Origin of the sequence: Paenibacillus sp. GM2 (assembly GCF_900069005.2) — a bacterium.
In the GTDB taxonomy this organism is placed as follows: domain Bacteria; phylum Bacillota; class Bacilli; order Paenibacillales; family Paenibacillaceae; genus Fontibacillus.
In genome coordinates this window covers 206,682-225,434 of the sequence record NZ_LN831277.1, presented here as the reverse complement: position 1 = coordinate 225,434, position 18,753 = coordinate 206,682, and the positions used below count along the sequence as shown (strand labels likewise).

Here is an 18,753-nt window from a genome sequence, read left to right as displayed (position 1 = left end):
TGGAATTCAAAAAGTCAGCCTTTACGAAGAAAACCTCTAACGAAGTCATTCAAGGATGAGCGGCCGCAACTCATGCTCTAGCCTCATCCAGCCTTCTCGGTGCTGAAAAACGGCCTTTTTAAATTCTTAATCTTATTGAATGTTTATAGCTGTTGATCTCTTCTTCGCAATAATCCAGATTGCAAATCCGGATACCAGCAGCAGTGCAATCGTCATGAACAGATTTGCAAATAAACCTAGCATGATCGCATCATGGGTGCTGCTTAGTGCAAAAATCAGGATATTGCTCATAATTAAAAACCATAGTACATTACGCCCCATCGCTGCGAAGGGCAAAAACCATACTTCATATCGTTCCATCCACCTGGCCGCCAAGTAATAACCATATAACAGCAGCGCCGGTCCGATGATCCACCACAACGAGGGAGGGAACCGCTCCGGCAGAGCATCTGCAGACAGCCATTTCCATACGAATAGGGCTGTAGCTATGCCGGCAGCGATCAACACCTTCCAATTCCAGACGACGCGATACTTGGCAAACAGCATTCCGACCAAATAATACGGGAAATATTGCAATATTGGAAAGGAGGCAAAATCCCTCGTTCCCAGCAGCGGTGCTAACTGCGGCATATGAATGGTCCCATAGGGCAGCCACGTTGTAGCCAGCAGCAGAGCAGCGACAGCCAGCCCCGTCCATCTTCGCTCGGCCAACCAACGGAGAGGGACAAACAACAGCATTCCCGCAAGGGTTAAATAGCTGAAGGATATGAGAAATTCCGACCAGCCCGGAATATCCTGCAGCAGCAATATCGGTTTGACCGTGCCCAAGCTTATCTCTCGCCCGTCAACAAACAAGCGGTAGGCCAACCCGGAAATATAAAAAGCGATTAAGGTCTTCAGCGCAGCCAATGCCATATGCGGTGCGGCCAGCTTATACGGTTTACTGTAATAGGCGAGCTGGGATACATAACCGAAGCTGAATACAAGGCCTGAGAACGTCCACAAATTAATGGCCTCGATCCAGTATTGGCCGTTCGGATATACCAGCGGATCACTGAAAAACTGCAGACTATGGCAGTAAACCATGCCAAGCACCAGGAATCCTTTGAAAATATCGATGGCATTCTCGCGCTGTCCACTCATCCTTTAATCCCCGACAAACTGATACCCTTAATAATCTGCCTTTCAAAGATCAGGAATACGACGACGATCGGCAGCGAAGCGACTGTATTGATGACCATCGGCTTAACATAGTCCTCCGTGAACTGATCCATCAGAGTTGGTATTCCCATCGGCAGGGTGAACAGGCTGTCATCCGTTACCGATAAGAATGGCCAGAGGAAGTTATTCCATGAACCGATGAAGGTTAGAATCGCCATGGAAGCCAGCGCCGGCCGGGTCAGCGGCAGCATAATGCGACGGAAAATCGTCAATGTGCCGCCTCCGTCCATTTGCACGCTCTCCAACAAATCATTGGGCACCCCATCGAAAAAGCTTTTTAATACAATAATCGCAATCGGGGAGGCCAACGCCGGAAGAATAAGTCCAAAATAGGAGTTCAGGATGCCCATTTCCTTCGCCAATTGATAGAGCGGAATTAGGATCGCTTCACCGGGAATAAGCAGCCCGGATAATACAAACAAGAAGATAAACGTCTTATAGCGAAAAGGAATCTTCGATAATACAAAGCCGGCCATGGCGGCAATGATAACCGTAAATAGGGTGACCAGTGCCGCCACGAACAGACTATTCCAGGACCAGAGCAGCAGCTTCGTTTCCGTAATGACCTCGTTGTATACCGCAAAGGAATAAGGCGGGGTGAACCAATCGACTACCGAGGTGATCTTCATGCCTTCCTTTTTGATCGAGACCACGAGCATCCATACCAGCGGAATCAGGAAAAAAGCGGCGAAGGCAAGCGAGATGATGCGATATAGCCATTTCATAGATTAGTTCGCCTCCTTCCGATTGTTCATCCAGTACTGTAACGCCGACATTGCTAGCAGAATGAAGAACAATACATACGACATCGCCGCTGCGTAACCCAGGTCATTATGCCGGAACCCTGTCTGCCAAATGTATTGAATGACCGGCCGGGTCTTATCCAGCGGTCCGCCGCCCGTCATGATGTAAATCTGCATAAACACTTTAAAGGAAGCGATAATCTGCAGCATGATAATCGTGCGTGTAATCGGTCCAAGCAGCGGCAAGGTAATCCGCCAGAGCACCTGATTGTCATTCGCTCCGTCAAGCCGGGCAGCCTCGTAAATATCGTCTGAAACATCCTGCAGCGCAGACAGATACAAGATGAAGTTGAACCCAACCGTCCACCAAAGCGTCAGCACCGAGATCGCCACCCAGGACAAATTCAACTCGGTTAGCCAGAAGATCTCCTTCCCTTCAGGCAGGATGTGCAGCAAATGGAGGACGGAGTTCAGAAATCCGGTATAGGGCTGAAAAATAAATAGTCCCAGGTAAGAAGCAACAGCTACGGACAACACGCTTGGCAGGAAAAAGGCGCTTCGATACAGCCGCTGCAGCCTGGAGTTGCGATTGGCAATCAAAGCCAGAACAATTGCCAGTACAACCATCGCGGGAGTCGTAAATATCACGAATTGGAAGGCGTGCCATACGGAAGCCCAAAAGTCCTGATCATGCCATAGCTTCTCGTAGTTGCCGAAACCGAGATACTCCATCTTCCTGATCAGCGTCCATTTGTAGAAGCTCATTCCTACGCCCTTGATCATCGGCCAGATCGTAAACAGAAAGTAAACGATGAGGAAGGGGAGCAAGAATAGAAGTGCCTGTAGGTCCGCCTTCATTTTGCTCATTTTCATTGCGTTTACCCCTCTGCTCTATTTATCAAGTACTTTCTGAATCTCGGTCTGCATCTGAGCGATGGCATCCTCTGCCGACATTTTGTTAGCCCAAATTTCATTCAAATATTTGAACATGGCCATATCGCGAATCTGCCAGTTTTTCGTGGATGGCTTATTGAATTTGACGGTATCGGCTACAGCCGCATAATCGCTGCGGTAAGGCATTTCCTTATATTCGGGCTTGTCGAGAACCGAAGGCTTGGATGGAATATGCCCTGCCTTGGCCCAAATCTGGCCATTATCCGCGATCCAGTTGGCAAAGGTAATTGCCGCCTCTCGCTTCGCCGGATCCTCCTTCTTCGGAACCGGTAAAATGATCGTGTGGGAATCCCCCCAGGTTGCCGGTTGATCGAATAGCTGCGGAATTGGCATCGCTCCGAACTCCAGTCCTTCCGTCCCCTCCCAGGTGCCGGTAGCCCATACGCCAGTCATCATAATAGCTGCCGTTCCGCTCTGGAAGTTCTTGTAGAAGTCAGGGTCATTCTCTTTAATATATTTTTGAAGATAGAGATCCTGGATGTATTTAGCGGCCTGAACGGCCTTGGCCTCATCTACCTGGGCTTTGCTTAGATCGTCAGAGATGACATCGTTGCCGCCAAGCTGAGCATATAAAGCCCACCATAGCCGGAATGGATCATCATTGTTAGGAGAAAGCGCAAAAGGAGTAATATTGTTAGGTAGTTTCTCTTTTAATGTCTGAAGGAAGGCTGCAAAACCGTCGGCCCCGGGCTCTATCGTGGGCTTGCCATCCGAACCAAGCAGTCCGGCTTCCGTTAACAGTTTCTTGTTGTAGTACATGATGAAGGGGTGAGTATCGATGGGTACAGCATAATGAACGCCATCTACTTCGGTTGCGGAGAGAAGGTTCTGGTTGAAAGAGTTCCAATCTACACCGGCTGAAGCAGCGATATCATCAAGCCCGCTTACAACGCCTTGGTCGATCAGATCGGGGAGTCTGGAAGTATGGGAAATGCCGATATCAGGGCCGTTGCCATTGCCCACCGCTGTGATGAGCTTGGTGTAGTATTCGCCCCATTCCAGCTTCGTATTTTTGATCTGTATATCCGGGTGCTCTTTATTGAACAAATCGATCATCGCCTGCATATTGTCGCCGTCACCGCCAGAGAACAACGTCCAAAAAGACAATGTAACCTTCTTGCCACTTGAAGACGAGCCCCCATCCTGCTTGCTTTCGCCACAGGCGCTGAGAATCAGAGTGCTCATAAATACCAGTAATACCAACGTCACTAACGATTTCTTCATAGTCTTCCTCCCCTTTTAAATAGAAATTTGTCGATAAAAGATACAAAATATTTGTTTTGATACAAATATCATGTATTTTTATTTGATTATAGGGCCGGTTTATTTCATTGTCAACGCTTTCATTTAATTTTATTGTAATTAATCGATATAAAAAAGCATTAGCTACAATAATTTGGTAACTAATGCTTGTTTCTATAAATCCTCTTTATTTCAGTAGCATGTGTAATGCACTTTCATAATGATATCCTGCTCGTAATCGCCAAAATGCCGACCGAATAAATTGACTCCGCCCTTATGTACCGCATCCGCCTTTACGCCAATACGCAGCTTCACGCTAGGCTTCTGCTCCAGCCGCAAGTCCGACAGTATGACATCCGACACCTTCTTCATATCCAGCGTCGTACGCTCGGCGTCAACCCGCCATGTCTTCAGCAAACCGTATTGCGTCGTCGTCTGCTTGCTCCACCAAGCCGGACTAAGCCTGCCTCTTCGATCCCCAAAATCCCCGGGGCTGGTCCACATTCCGATCTCTACATCGTTGACCCATACCGAGATGTTTGATGGCCAGTCATTATCAAAGTTTGGCGCTTCCGAACATAGCTCCATAGAGAATTCAATCGCTTCAATTCGTGCATTTTGCGGAATTTCAAGCGGCATCAAATACTCCACATAACCTTTGCGGAACCAGATAATGCCGGCGCCCACATGATTCGGATGATAAAAGCTGGCCGGTTCGTCCTCCTTAATGATCATCGCCTCAGCATTCGCCATACCGCAGGTAGGGTACACCTCACAGTCGCTATACTGGCCAATCGGCATCTCAATCTCATACACCTGCTGCCCATCATCCGGCCCGCGGACGACTGTATTCAGCATAATATGAACATCATCATAAGTACGCGTACATACCTTCATGGCTCCGCGCACTGCGGGAAGCAATTCCGAATGAATCAACTCCGCCGCTTCGAGAATCCGGACATTATTGGCTACCGTAGAGACCGGTAAAGACAATTCCTCAGCAATCGCAATGACATTCATACTCTTGGAAGAGAGTAAACGCAATATATCAACCCTAGCTCTCGTAGATAATGCATGAGCAACCTGGACAAGCTTGTCCGGCTCATCAATTCCAACTTCAAACAACGCTGTCACCTACCATTCTAATTTATATATAGGCAATATCTATTATAGGCGATTTTTTTGGAATAAATCAATAATTATGTAATTAATGACTTAGAGCAGGGCCCTATTTGTCCCCAATTATACCATTCCCCATGCTAGCTTCGAGGGAGGGGTGCGTTAGTCCCAGCCTTGTACAGTCATGAGCGCTTATAACAAAGTTAATGAGCCTTCGACTGTTCACCGAGGAAAGGCTGGATGGAATGATTGAGCAATTAACCAATTTTTGAGCTTCATCGTTCAGAGGAGGAATTAACGATGCAGGCAATCAAAGTCACCATGCCGGACGAGGATCAAGCAGCAGAACAACTGGCAGCATTATTCGTAGACTTTACCAAGATAACCTAGAATCAGTAGGCGATTGCTTAATGGTTTATCCTTGTTCCAGCAAGAATAAAAGACCGGAATGGGTTGCCCCATTCCGGTCTTGATCATATTATGGCTCAATTCCCCAGATAAGTGTTCCAGACTGATAGATGGTTACTTTATTCCAGTCGGTATAGGACGTCTTTGTAGGGTCATACGAGTAATCATTGGATTGATTGAAGTTGGACCAGTCGGCTTTGGCAATTCGCGTCTGAATATCACCCGATGTTGCGCCTGGCGCTATCGAGCCCGCCCCGGAACCAAAGGAAATCTCCAAGTACGTATCCGCATTGGTCCCCGTTGTACTTTCAAAGGCCGCGCTGACATTGGAGTTGCCAACCGCTGCCCAGTCGATATACGAATTCAGCGCCTGATTGCCATCCTTCGTAAAGTAATACCGGATTTTCAAATTACTGAGATTGACGGCTGAAGTGCCGTTATTCTTGATCACGAAGTTCGGAGCCAGCGTATTGGAGGAAGCATTCGTATTCTGCGCCTTGTATTGGACCACAAGATTGCCCCCGCCACTGCCTCCACCACTGCTAGGTGCAGCACTCACTTGCAAGGAGTTGCCGCTCGTCCCGGCGGCATTCGTGGCCGTGACGACGTAGTAATACGTTGTTCCGTTCGTTAACCCCGTCTTCGTATAACTCGTCGCCGTAAGATTGGTTGCCACATCCGTATACGGGCCTCCGCTGGCCGTTGCCTGCTTCACCGTATAGCTCGTTGCCCCGCTTGAGGCCGCCCAGCTCAGGGCAACTTGGGCATTGCCCGCTGTTGCCGTCAAACCGGTTGGCGCAGCAGGTACAATCGGCGTGCTTCCGCCGCCCAAATATTGCTTCAGCCATTGCATGGCCGGACGCTCAGCGCCAGCCGAGGTCACCAAATGCGTATCGGACGCCCAGGTTTGCCCCTGAATGTAACCCCACAAGGTAATCCCCTTCACGTTCGGGTTCTCCCAAAGTACCGGGAACTTCGTCTGATAGCGGGACAGCTGCGTAGCGTCATCGCCAGTCATGTCCAATTCTGATACGTAGATTGGCAAGCCCGTAGCGGATAGTGAGTTGAGGACACTGTTCATCGTACTAACCGATACATTATCCATGTTGAAATAATGACATTGAATTCCGATACCGTCAACTAATCCCCTGTCCTTCAGAAGATTAATAATGGTCAGATATTGCGATGCGGCGTTCGGATCACTGATGATGCCATAATCGTTAATCAATAACTTCGAATTGGGGAATGCCTCTCTTGCTTGCTGGAACGACCAAATGACCCAATCCCAACCCGTGGTGCCATCGCCGCCAATGGCGTTGCGATAACTAGGCTTGGCATGAAGCGGCTCGTTAACAACATCAACATATTCCGCCGTCGGGTAGCGCTGTCCGGCGAGCTTGATCCATTCCGTTACTTCCGCCTTTTGATCGGCCGCGGATAGGCTGCCGATCCAGCCTGGCTCCTGGCTGCCCCAGACAAGCGTATGGAACTTGAAAGGAATTTTGTTGGTCTGCGCATAATTATAGATCAAGTCCGCATTAGACCAGTTCATAGTATTGCGTGTGGACTCGACGGAACCCCATTTCGTCGCATTCTCCGGCGTGACCTGATTCCAGTAAGTGGTGAAATTCGAGGGAGCGCTGCTTCCGATCACATTGCCCAAAAACTTGCTGCCTGAAGCAAGGCTCGCATCGGCTTTTTCAGCAAGGGCAGACAAGAGCAGCCCACTCAGTATCATGATCGCAACGAACAAAGAAATCCATTTCGATTTCTGCATAACCCATTACCTCCTCCATCATGATCTTTGATTCCATCCGGCCTAGCTAGCTTGAACCTTCGCCGCAGGGTCCCAACCACCTCCAAATTATTAAATCGCTTACATTTACAATTGTAAATTACAATTTCATCCACAAAAAGTTGAAATACATACGGTTTTTACTTTAAAAATTATCGATCTTAGGTGTGGCATATCCCTGTCTTTCTTTGGAATGGAAATAATGCGAGCCTGCGGATTGTTTCTTTAATGGCAGCAAAAACAGAGGATAGGGTACGGAGTGGGTATCTTGATTCCATCCTGCTAAGCACATGGAGGGTGAGTAGCAGGTTTTAGCGGGGGAATCTAATCCGCGGCAATAAATTCCCCAAAACCAATTTGGCGCAGCTCATAATCCGCACCGATACTTTGCAGATCAGTCTCTATTTTTCTGGCGTATGATTCAATACCTTTAAACACCTGTACAGGCAAGGCGCTCAAATAGGCTTTCGCTTGTGCATAATCACAGGAAAAGGTCTTTTTAATGAATAACAGTGTCTTTATCTTATCGTTGCCTTCACCTGTAATGAATACTTTATAATAGTCGTAATCTTCAGTCTGACCGGGCTCCCCATCCTCAGAACTGCGCGGCAGCAGGACGCTATGCAGGAACTGCTCCAGGTTGTCATAAGCAACGTCGAAGTCCCAAGAGCCTGTCCCGTGTTCCGCAGTAAATATAACAGTATCCCCTCTGGATAGGTCAAGGCAATAAGGGTCGCCTTCATCCGAAGCAATAACCAGATAGCTGGCTGGCCATTCCGGGATAACTTCATTTGTTACGGGATTATAGTTGTACCCCAACTGACCCTGCACGATATCTCTGGCACCGTAAATATCGAGATTGATATAATCATCCGTGCTCCAGCCCAGCGATTCAGGGACATAATGCTGCAAGAAATACAGGTATTCATCAGGCAACCGCCATTTTTCAGCAACGGTATGTACATCTTGCTCTTCCGCTTCTGTAATCAGACTCATCGGATACTTGGCGTAAAATTCCGCATCTTGTTCACGGATCACTTCCAGCACCTCTTGCATCTTCTCTATTACTGCATCGATCTTTTTATAGCTCTTCTCCACAGCGATCCACCTCTCCAATCACAGATTTATTTGCATTTTCCCGTAGATAAATACCAGGGTTCATTTCAAACCTAACAAAACGGCCTTCATCCCTAGAAATTCAGGAGAAGGCCGCCTAGCTATTTATCGAACAACCTGCGCTTCATTAGTCAAACCCAGCGTCCGCGCTGTAGAAGTATGGATCGATTGGATCAGTTCCGGCTTGCTTAAGAGCCGAACGCCGTAGGAAGGAATCATCTCTTTGATCTTTGGCTCCCACTCTTTGATATGCTGCGGGAAGCACTTATTGATCACTTCGAGCATGACGGGAACCGCGGTAGAAGCCCCTGGTGAAGCACCGAGCAGTGCCGCAATGGAGCCGTCAGCCGCGCTAATGACCTCCGTACCAAATTGCAGTGTGCCTTTGCCATTTTTCGTGTCCTTGATAATCTGTACGCGCTGGCCTGCGACCACCAGATCCCAATCCTCGGATTTGGCATTCGGTACAAATTCCCGCAACGTTTGCACGCGTTTTTCCTTCGATTGCATCAATTCCTTGATCAGATAAGTTACCAATGACAGGTTTTTCGTACCTGAAGCCAACATCGTGATGAGGTTATGCGGTTTAACCGAAGTGATCAGATCGAACATAGAACCAAACTTAAGGAACTTAGGCGAAAAGCCGGCGAACGGACCAAATAATAAGGATTCCTTGCCCCCGATTAATCTGGAGTCCAGATGCGGAACAGACATCGGTGGAGCCCCAACCTGAGCCTGGCCGTATACCTTGGCATAATGCTGCGCAACGACATCCGGATTCTTACACACCATGAACAATCCGCTTATCGGGAATCCGCCGATTCCTTTGCCTTCAGGAATGCCGGATTTCTGCAGCAAGTGAAGGCTTCCTCCCCCACCGCCGATAAAGACAAATTTCGCCGTATGGCGTGTAACCGTGCCGCTCTCGATATTCCGCACCTTCAATTCCCATCTGCCATCACTAGTCCGCTTCACATCATGGACGTGCTGGTTGAACTTCATATCAACGCCCTTACTCTTCAAATGCTCAAACAATATGCGTGTTAAAGCGCCAAAATTGACATCCGTGCCCGAGTCAATCCTTGTAGCCGCGATCGGGCCACTTATCTTCCGGTCCTTCATCATCAGTGGAATCCACTCCGCCAGCTTCGCCGGATCATCCGAATACTCCATCCCCTGGAATAGCGGATTGCTGGATAATGCTTCGAATCTCTTCTTTAAAAAGGCTGCATCCTTAGCTCCTTGTACAAAGCTCATATGAGGCACTGGCATAATAAAGTCTCGCGGATTGCGGATCAGCTTGCTGTTTACTAGATAAGACCAAAACTGCTTGGAAACCTGGTACTCTTCATTAACCTTGATCGCTTTACTAACATCAATGGATCCATCCGGTTTTTCTACGGTGTAGTTAAGCTCACACAGTGCGGAATGCCCGGTTCCTGCATTATTCCATTCGTTAGAGCTTTCCTCGCCAGCGCTACTGCGCCTCTCAAACACTGTAATTTCCCAGTCCGGTGCCAGTTCTTTCAGCAGTGACCCTAAAGTCGCACTCATGATTCCGGCGCCGATTAAGATAACGTCGGTTTTGCTTTGTCCGTTAGCCATTTTGCCGTCCGTCCTTACATTCTAATATTTGACGAAAAGATGTAAGCGCTATTATGCAGACTTACACAACAACCCGGGGGGAACTTCGCCGCACACCTCTTCTGGATCAATAAATAATTAATTATAGAGACAGCCTTTCTGATCAGAGGGGAACTTTTTAAACAAACCTCTATAATTAAAATTAAAAATTTATTTATTTGTATTATATGATATTTATTTTTCATTTAATAGACACTTGCCTACAAATTTAAGTGATAGGCAGGATTAAAATATTCTTTCAGTGTGATAAAAAAGCTTACCTCAATTGCAGCAATTGAAGTAAGCCCCTTGATTTCATCCATCCTATTTCCGCAGCTTCCGATTATTGATCCAGAGCGGTACGCGAAATACCATATTGATTAAAAGAACGACAAATACGAGCACTGCGGCTGCTTTGTCAGCAATCTGTCTGGCATCCTCTACAATTGCTTCGGACTGAACGTACCATAAATGAACGGCCAATGTCTCGCCGGGAGAGAAAAGGTTAAAGTCCCACATCTCGCCCGAAGTACTAAGCCCCGCCGTTAAAATAATAACAGCCGATTCCCCGAAAGCTCGGCCCGCGACAAGGCAAATCCCCGTGATAATCGCCTGCATGGCTGTAGGAATGACGACGGTACGGATCATGTGGAACTGGGTCGTCCCCAATCCATAAGCCGCGTGCCGCAGTTCATTTGGCACGGCCCGAACCGCCTCTTCCGTCACCCGAGCGAGCATCGGCAGGTTGAGAAACGCCAAGCTTACAGCTCCGCCAAGGATCGTAAGCCCAATTCCGAAATATTCGGCGAAAATCGCCAGTCCAAGCAAGCCGAATACGATCGAGGGAACGGAGGATAACGACTCAACGCAAATACGAAGAATTTCGGTAAATCGATTGTTCGGTGCATATTCCGCCATATAAATGCCTGCTCCCACCCCAATCGGAACTGAGATCAGCAGCGAGAGGAACAGAATATAGAAGGAGTTAAACAGCATCGGTCCGATGCCCCCGCCGGCATCGATCTCCTCCGGCAGCTTAATTAGGAAGCCCCAGGAAATTTGCGGCAGTCCTTTGCTCAAAATGGTGAACAGCAGCCAGAACACGAGCAGCAGAACCCCCGCTCCCAAGGCGTAAAAGCAGCCTGTAGCGATTCGATCCCATAGCAAGGCGCGAGAGGTTTTCCGAGACAGCTTCAATCCGCTCATCGCTTAAGCCCCTCCCTTTCGCCCGATAATACGGATGATTAGAATCAATACGAACGAGATGAGCAGCAACAGAAACGCCATTAAGTGCAAACTATAATTCCATGTGGAGTCAAAATCAACATTGGAGATCTGCATGACGATGTTGCTTGTCAGCACCGACGTTGGAGCGAACAGCGACTTTGCCAGCTGCGGCGTATTCCCGATAACCATGACCACAGCCATCGTCTCCCCGATCGCCCGGGTCATCCCTAGAATAATCGCGGCGACGATGCCGCGGCCCGCTGCAGGCAGAACCACCCTAAAGGTGGTTTGAAGCCTGGTGGCGCCAAGCGCATAAGAAGCATCACGATACTTTCCCGGTACGGCGGAGATCGCATCCTCGCTAATACGGCTGATTGTCGGGAGAATCATCACCGTGAGCACCAATGCGGCGGCCAGCAGGCCATCCCCCAATCCTTCGCCGCTCAGCTCCCGCAGCAGTGGAAGCAGCACGGTCAGTCCAAGATAACCATAGACGATGGACGGGATCCCGACTAACAAATCAAGCAGCGGGCTTACGAACTTCTTCAGCCATGCAGGTGCCATCTCCGCGATCAGAATAGCCATCCCTAAGGATAATGGAACGGCAATGATTAAGGTCAAAACCGTTAAAGACAATGTATTGACGATAAATAACGCGGCTCCGAAGCGATCCTCCTCCGGCGTCCAATCGAATGAGAAGAAGAACTCGGCTGGCGTTACTTCTTGAAAGGTCAGCAGCGCCGTCTTCCCGATAAAGAAGATGACCATCGCCAATACCAGGCAAAGCGCTAAAATGCTGAACAGGAAATAGTATTTAAATAGCCAGTTTACCACCCGGGCCCGAGTATTTCTCGACGCAGGTTTCCAGCGACGGCGCGGATGTAATTCTGCCCCGGCTTCCCGGGCAGCTTGATGAGCAGAAATGTTCAACCTGGTTCCTCCCATATATAAGGACCAGTCCCGTAAATCAGAGACTGGTCGAATTGCAGCTATCGCTGATTTATTTCATTGCCGAGATCGGAATGAATTTCAATTTTTTCAGGGAACCTTCCTGGAACTTTTTGCTTTGTACGTATTCGATGAAAGCTTTCGTCTCGCCGGTTGGCTGACCCTTGGTCATATAGTAGCCGTAAGACCAAATCTTGTATTTGCCGTTAATTACGTTCTCAACGGTAGCTTCCACCCCGTTATGCTTCACAGCCTTGATGTCATCACCGCTAATATAAGTCAAGTCGATATAACCAATCGAGTTTGGCGTAGTGGCCACAGCTGTCTTCATGTCGCCGCTGGAGCCCACTTCCTTGTAATTCTTCTCCTTCTTGACAATGTCTCCGCCCCCAAGCGCTTTAGCCTGATAATTAACGCGAGTACCGGAACCGAAGGAACGGGTAATTACTACGATATCCTTGTCGTCGCCGCCAACCTCTTTCCAGTTAGTGATTTTGCCCGAGTAAATGCCTTTTAATTGTTCCGTTGTAAGGCTGTCCACCTTAACGCTCTTGTTCACGATCGTTGCAAACGGGATTACCGCCACTTTATTGGCTACTTGACCTTCGAACTTCTTAAAGCCGGGTACGTCCTCGCTGGCATCCCAATCGCAGGCCCCAATATCGGCAATGCCCTTCTTAACCGCTTGCGGGCCGGTGACCGAACCTTTACCCGAAGCCGCAATTTTTACTTTGGGATGCAACTTCTGGAACTCCTTTGCAGCTTGCAGCGTCAAAGGCAGCAGTGCTGTCGAACCGTTTACCGTAATTTTACCCTTCAGTTCATCCTTTGCCCCTGCGGAGCCTGTAAGTGTAGCAGACAAGAGGAATGCCGAAGCGATCGCCGCCAAGGACAGTTTTTTCAACCAATTCATATTGAGTAACCCCTTCCGGATTATAAAATGATATTATTTCGTCAGTTCTGAAACTTTACCGTCTTGCACGACCACTACTTTGCCTTCTGCAATGAACGCAATCGTCCCATTCGAAGCCATGATCCAGTTGGAGACAGATTCGTTAGTGCTGAATAGCTCTGTTTTGGCGCCCGAGGCGGATACCTCGAACCATTTGCTAATGCCATCCGCCGTCTCGGCAAGAACGATCAATTTGCCGGAGATCGATTGACTGGAGATGACATTAACGTCAGCAACTAAATTGCGGATTTGGGAACCATCCGCAGGAATGAGCTTCAAGGTATCGTTCTCTACCTTGCCATCCGGATCAGCGCTGATGTAAGCCACGCTGCCGTCTGACCACAGGGACAGGTATATTTTATTGTCTAATTGCTGGGTCAACTGCACAGGTTTGGCCTCCGGATTGCCAAGCTCGAGTGAGAACACTTGCGAACCCGCCTGGGAGTAATCGATAGTCAGTGATTCTTCCGTTCCTTCTTTATCCGTCTCGGCTTTACCCGTCACGTTAACGAAGTAGACGAGCTTCTTCCCGTCCGCAGATACCTGCACTTCCGATTTATTCTCTACTTTATCAGCCAGTACTTGTGTGATCTTGCCGGTATCCAGACTTATGTATGCGATTTTTTCTTGTTTGTCACCTTGGATAAAGTAGACTTTCTGACCATCAGCAGACCAGGCCAGATCGGTCTTGACCGACGTGTCCGTGCCAAGGGGTTTGATTCTGCCGCTTGCCGTATTCAGGAGGAATAAAGCCCCTTCCTCATCGGTAAATGCAGCCAAGGAACCGTCAGGTGATACGGCGGCGCCAATAACGTTGCCATTATCGGAGAACATCTCCACTTGCCCGCTTCTTCCCAGCTTGATCAACTGCGCTGTCTCCGCATCTTCTTGACTAACGATGATGTTGCCAGCAGCATCAAACAACGGCGCAGCAAACTGGCCGCTTAAGCGGGCCACACTGCGCAGCTCGCCCGTCTCCAGCACTTCTCCTCCCAAAGCTTGGACCAGTGTGATAGGCTCAACAAACAATGAACTTCCCACGTGCTGCGGAGCGATCGTAAATTGCGCTGTTGCTCCATCGAGACTGTAGCTTTTGGAACCGGCTTTGAGGGTTACTTCATGCAATCCCTGACTATCCGTCAGAATGAGACTTTCACCGCTTTGTTTGATGGTAACCCCTAGTCCGCCAGCCAAGTCGCGAAGCGAATACAGCATCGTCTTACCTGCGACCGTCGTCTTGAGCGAAATTTTGTCGCCGTCGATCGTTACGGCGCCGCTAACTACTTTAAGTTGATTAGCCCCGGAATTAGCAACTGCCGGCTTTGGGCTCGCTTCAGCCGCAGCCGCAGTAACTACAGCCACTGACGAGGTCACGAGCGCAGAAGCAAGAATTGTTCCCAGAATCCTTCTCATCTTCATCCAATTCACCCTTTTATATTGGCATATGTAACTAAGTAGATTGTCATATATATTTGTTAAAGTGATTTCAGAAGATTGTAAAGTTATGTAAAATTGGAGGAAAAATTTCGGAGGATTGTAAACCTCTAATTTGCAGTTAACAAAAAAACGACGCAGGGACTCGGTCCCTCGTCGTCTTTCCATTTATTATTGTAAATAAATCGCTGCTCATTTCTGAAGCATTTGGAACACTTGCTCAACATCCTTATCCCCGCGACCAGATAAATTGACAATAAGAATCTGATCTTTACGCATCGTAGGCGCCAGCTTCTTCGCATGGGCAACCGCATGAGCGCTCTCCAGCGCAGGTATAATCCCCTCTATGCGGGATAACTCCTGAAATGCTTCGAGCACTTCCTCGTTAGATACGGTCACATATTCCCCCCGCTCAGATACCTTCAAATGGCTATGCTCCGGCCCAATACCCGGGTAATCGAGGCCCGCTGCAATCGAATAGGTCTTCTGCGGCTGGCCCTCCTCATCGAGGAGCACCAGACATTTGAAGCCATGAATCACGCTCGGAACGCCCTGCGTCAAGGTTGGAGCTTGGTCCGGCTCGACCCCGATCAGACGAACGCCTGGCTCATCGATATAATGAGCAAAGGCGCCGATCGCATTGCTGCCGCCCCCGACGCAAGCGATCACCGCATCAGGCAAGCGACCTTCCTTCTCCAGAATTTGCCGTTTGGATTCCTCACTGATTATAGATTGGAAGTGCTTGACCATCGTCGGAAAAGGATGAGGGCCCACCGCAGAACCCAGCAGATAAAATGTATTTTGATAGTTCATCACTAGATCATTCAGCGCTTCATCTACTGCATCCTTCAACCGGCCTTGTCCCTTATTCACCGGAACGACGGTAGCCCCCAGCAGCTCCATCCGGAATACGTTCAGCGCTTGCCGGCGGGTGTCTTCAGCCCCCATATAGATGACGCATTCCATATCGAACATGGCGCAGGCCGTCGCCGTTGCCACCCCGTGCTGTCCAGCACCCGTCTCAGCAATAATCCGCTTCGCGCCCATTCGCTTCGCTAACAGAATTTGGCCGATTGCGTTATTTATTTTATGTGCTCCTGTATGATTTAAATCCTCTCGCTTCAGGTAGATCTTAGCCCCACCCCAGGCATCGGATAATCGCTGCACATAAGTCAACGGGCTCTCCCGACCCACATATTCACGCAAATAATAGCGAAGCTCTTCGTTAAATTCGGGATCATCCTTGAACTTGTAGAACTGTTCGCTTAAATAGTCCATGACCTCTTGCAACTCCGGCGGTACAAAGCTGCCTCCGAACTCTCCAAAATAACCTGCTTGCTGCGGCTGCTGGCTCATCATTGAACACCTCCAAAATAGATACAATCGAAAATTTTCTTACTATCGTACCATAATTCGCTAATTATGGGCGGTTTATTTTCCGAGCCTCTATCCCTTCAATATGAACCGGAAGCGGTGCATCGATCATGCAAGCATCTTCCTCAACCCGTGCGTCGTAGGCCAGGATCTGCACGCCTTGAAGCGACGCCTGCCGCAAGGCATTTGCAAAAGCCGGGTCCATCTCCCGATGCGGGGCGAAAGCGTGGCAGCCCTTCATTTGCACGATAAATAGAATAGCGCAGGTATATCCCTCTTGAGCCGCCTTGATTAATTCCAGCACATGCTTGGTCCCCCTGGAGGTTGGCGCATCGGGAAACATGGCTGCCCCACCCTGCTCAAGGGTCACTCCTTTTACCTCGATAAATCCCTTTTCCGCTGCCTTTTCAAAATAAAGATCAAACCGGGAATCTCCATAAGTAACTTCCCTTTGTATATAGTTCACTGCGCCAAACTCCGCCAGCTTTCCTGCCTTGAGCGCCTCATACGCCATTCTGTTAGATGCCAGGGAATCAATATTGACCCAGCCGCCCTCTTTTGCCACCGAGATTAGTGAAAATCGCGTCTTTCGATTAGGTCGATCGTTTAATTCCAACAGAACTTCTACGCCGGGCTGAAGCAGGTTTGTTAAACGCCCCGTATTTTTGATATGCACCTGCTCCTTGATCCCGTTCACATACACTTCGGCAATAAACCGATTCAGCTTCTTCTCGAAACTGCCCTGGACCCTATTCCTATATTTCATATCTTGTCCTTTCTAAGGTCATCCTCCTATAACGAGACTAAACTACATTAAGGGCTTACTTAGGATTGCATCTCGTCCTCGATCCGCTTCATAAACTCCTCCGCGGCACTATAGCCCAGCTGCTTCAAATACCAATTATTCGCCGCTGCCTCGATCAAACCGGCTACATCGCGGCCCGGCTGCAGCTGAATTTCGAGATGCGGTATCTGGACACCCAGATAATCCGTGAACTGAGGCACGACCTCCAGCTCGTTGTTCAGAGAATCCCCCTTCCACGGGGTTAACTCAATATCAAGCACAATCCGCGTCTCATCTTGAAAAGCTCTTCGCCCATATTGGCGTACGACGTTAATCAGTCCAACGCTGCGCAGGGCAAGGAATTCACGGGTAGTCTCATTATGGGACCCAAGCAGCGTTGTTGGACCAAGCCTCTTGAGCACCACAATATCATCCGCTACAAATCGATGTCCCCTGCGGATAAGCGTATGGGCTGTCTCACTTTTGCCAATACCGGATTTGCCTCTAAGCAGAATACCTATGCCGGAGACATTTATACATACCCCATGAATCGATACTTCCGGTGCCAGCGCCTTCACCAGATAACCATCCAGCTTGGCGATAAAATCCGTTGTTGTCTCTGATGTTCTCAGCAAAGGGATGCCTTCCTGCTCGCAGAACAGGGTGAGGAAGGGGATCTCCTGCTGGCCCGACGTCACAATAAAGCAAGGCGGATGATATTTAACGATATTCCCAATATGCAGCTTGCGTTCCTCTACCGTACGCGTCAATAAATAGGTAATCTCCTTGCGACCCAGTATTTGAACCCTTTTCATTGGAAAAAAATCAAAATACCCTACAAACTCCAGCCCCGGTCTATGGGTACGAGGTCGGGTAATCTCGCGGTCGATGTAGCCGGCTCCAGTAAGCACCTCTAATTTGAATACCTCGGCCAGTCTCTGAACAGTGATCGTCTTCATATGCCTCTCCTCCTTCGAACTATCAATTCTAGTTGGATTGATTTTAACAGAATTTTGTTGCGAGTTCCTCTCTGTGTCCTAACAGTTATAAGACAGTTTGTCCTATAAAATTTGTTCTTAAAGTCCGCTTTTAATAAGAAAACCTGATCGGTGTTGGTTTCAGGACCAGCGACCGTAATGCTTCAATTCGTCCGGAATAAAAAAATCACTAACCCTGAAACAGGATTAGTGATTTTGGGGTTCCGTATTTTAATCGCAAACGGGAATCTCTATTTATTTTAACCATTAGGCGCTTTGCGCAATTAAGCCGTTCACTTCATCCAATACTTCCTCATACGTAGTGCCCAAAGCGATGGCAATCTCCTTGAACAATATATTGCGAGTTGAAGTTAACATGGTCTGGTCTTGATTGCTCAACTTTTTATTGTTTCTCTCGGCTTTTTGCTTTTGACGCATAAGTGTATTAATAATTTTGGCAATCTCCTCCCGGTTGCCAGAACTAATAACTTTTGAATACGTATGATTGCGTTCCGTATTTCTCTCGATCCATTCCGTACCCGGAGATCTAAAGGATTGGATGACCTCTTTGGCTTCCTCTCGTCCAATAAGGTTAAGCATGAGCAAGTTGTGGTTATCCACCGGAGTGCTGATCTTCAGATTATCGTCGCTCAACGGATGCAAATCATAATACAGCTTCAGCTTCCCGGTAAATTCCTTCTCACTTATGTTATCAATTCTGCATATGCCGTGTACCGAATATATAACCAAATGACCCACTTTAAACATGCTGTCGTCCTCCTCGCCATTTGTCAACTAGGTTGACATACTACTCTATTATACACCATCGTCAACCT

Annotated in this window: 16 protein-coding genes and 1 pseudogene; all 17 read right to left on the bottom strand. The window is 48.5% G+C overall.

Annotation, left to right across the window (positions count from 1 at the left end; genetic code table 11):
• Window positions 1-132 precede the first annotated feature (132 nt).
• The 17 genes and pseudogenes from BN1360_RS04600 to BN1360_RS04520 all read right to left on the bottom strand — a co-directional run bounded on the left by BN1360_RS04600 (window position 133) and on the right by BN1360_RS04520 (window position 18,685).
• Window positions 133-1,143, bottom strand: coding sequence for a hypothetical protein (locus BN1360_RS04600; protein WP_068778710.1), 1,011 nt, complete (start codon window positions 1,141-1,143; stop codon window positions 133-135).
• Entirely contained in the window at window positions 1,140-1,946 is an 807-nt protein-coding gene (locus BN1360_RS04595; protein WP_068778709.1) for a carbohydrate ABC transporter permease, read from the bottom strand. The genes BN1360_RS04600 and BN1360_RS04595 overlap by 4 nt, the downstream gene beginning before the upstream one ends.
• Window positions 1,947-1,949: 3 nt before the next feature.
• Window positions 1,950-2,837 carry a carbohydrate ABC transporter permease gene (locus BN1360_RS04590; RefSeq protein WP_068778708.1) on the bottom strand — a complete coding sequence of 296 codons (888 nt, stop codon included), beginning with the start codon at window positions 2,835-2,837 and terminating at the stop codon, window positions 1,950-1,952.
• An 18-nt stretch (window positions 2,838-2,855) separates the two neighbouring features.
• Window positions 2,856-4,142 (bottom strand): ABC transporter substrate-binding protein, encoded by a 1,287-nt coding sequence (locus BN1360_RS04585; protein WP_068778707.1) that lies wholly within the window; start codon window positions 4,140-4,142, stop codon window positions 2,856-2,858.
• 210 nt (window positions 4,143-4,352) lie between these two features.
• On the bottom strand, window positions 4,353-5,285 hold the full coding sequence (locus tag BN1360_RS04580) for an ArsR/SmtB family transcription factor (protein ID WP_068778706.1): 933 nt from the start codon (window positions 5,283-5,285) through the stop codon (window positions 4,353-4,355).
• A gap of 472 nt (window positions 5,286-5,757) precedes the next feature.
• The gene (locus tag BN1360_RS26295) at window positions 5,758-6,540 is read right to left on the bottom strand and encodes a cellulose binding domain-containing protein (RefSeq protein WP_195714233.1); all 783 of its coding nucleotides are present in this window, start codon (window positions 6,538-6,540) and stop codon (window positions 5,758-5,760) included.
• Window positions 6,517-7,425 (bottom strand): annotated as a pseudogene (locus BN1360_RS26290) (endo-1,4-beta-xylanase); the annotation flags it as partial. The gene BN1360_RS26295 and the pseudogene BN1360_RS26290, both read right to left, overlap by 24 nt.
• 381 nt (window positions 7,426-7,806) lie before the next feature.
• Window positions 7,807-8,580: an SMI1/KNR4 family protein gene (locus BN1360_RS04565; protein WP_068778705.1), complete on the bottom strand. Its 774-nt coding sequence runs from the start codon at window positions 8,578-8,580 to the stop codon at window positions 7,807-7,809.
• 123 nt (window positions 8,581-8,703) lie between these two features.
• Window positions 8,704-10,203 (bottom strand): malate:quinone oxidoreductase, encoded by a 1,500-nt coding sequence (locus BN1360_RS04560; RefSeq protein ID WP_068778704.1) that lies wholly within the window; start codon window positions 10,201-10,203, stop codon window positions 8,704-8,706.
• A gap of 342 nt (window positions 10,204-10,545) precedes the next feature.
• On the bottom strand, window positions 10,546-11,427 hold the full coding sequence (gene pstA, locus BN1360_RS04555) for a phosphate ABC transporter permease PstA (protein WP_068778703.1): 882 nt from the start codon (window positions 11,425-11,427) through the stop codon (window positions 10,546-10,548).
• A 3-nt stretch (window positions 11,428-11,430) separates the two neighbouring features.
• Complete coding sequence (pstC, locus tag BN1360_RS04550) at window positions 11,431-12,282, bottom strand: phosphate ABC transporter permease subunit PstC (protein ID WP_420707880.1); 852 nt, start codon at window positions 12,280-12,282, stop codon at window positions 11,431-11,433.
• Window positions 12,283-12,448: 166 nt separating this feature from the next.
• Complete coding sequence (locus BN1360_RS04545) at window positions 12,449-13,309, bottom strand: phosphate ABC transporter substrate-binding protein (RefSeq protein ID WP_068778702.1); 861 nt, start codon at window positions 13,307-13,309, stop codon at window positions 12,449-12,451.
• A 33-nt stretch (window positions 13,310-13,342) separates the two neighbouring features.
• On the bottom strand, window positions 13,343-14,767 hold the full coding sequence (locus BN1360_RS04540) for a stalk domain-containing protein (RefSeq protein WP_068778701.1): 1,425 nt from the start codon (window positions 14,765-14,767) through the stop codon (window positions 13,343-13,345).
• Between the two features lie 207 nt (window positions 14,768-14,974).
• Complete coding sequence (gene trpB, locus BN1360_RS04535) at window positions 14,975-16,138, bottom strand: tryptophan synthase subunit beta (RefSeq protein WP_068778700.1); 1,164 nt, start codon at window positions 16,136-16,138, stop codon at window positions 14,975-14,977.
• A 64-nt stretch (window positions 16,139-16,202) separates the two neighbouring features.
• Window positions 16,203-16,922: a DNA/RNA nuclease SfsA gene (sfsA, locus tag BN1360_RS04530; RefSeq protein WP_068778699.1), complete on the bottom strand. Its 720-nt coding sequence runs from the start codon at window positions 16,920-16,922 to the stop codon at window positions 16,203-16,205.
• A gap of 59 nt (window positions 16,923-16,981) precedes the next feature.
• Window positions 16,982-17,899, bottom strand: a complete 918-nt coding sequence (gene hprK / locus BN1360_RS04525) for an HPr(Ser) kinase/phosphatase (RefSeq protein ID WP_068778698.1) — start codon at window positions 17,897-17,899, stop codon at window positions 16,982-16,984.
• A 285-nt stretch (window positions 17,900-18,184) separates the two neighbouring features.
• Entirely contained in the window at window positions 18,185-18,685 is a 501-nt protein-coding gene (locus tag BN1360_RS04520; protein ID WP_068778697.1) for a CarD family transcriptional regulator, read from the bottom strand.
• Between the last annotated feature and the right edge of the window lie 68 nt (window positions 18,686-18,753).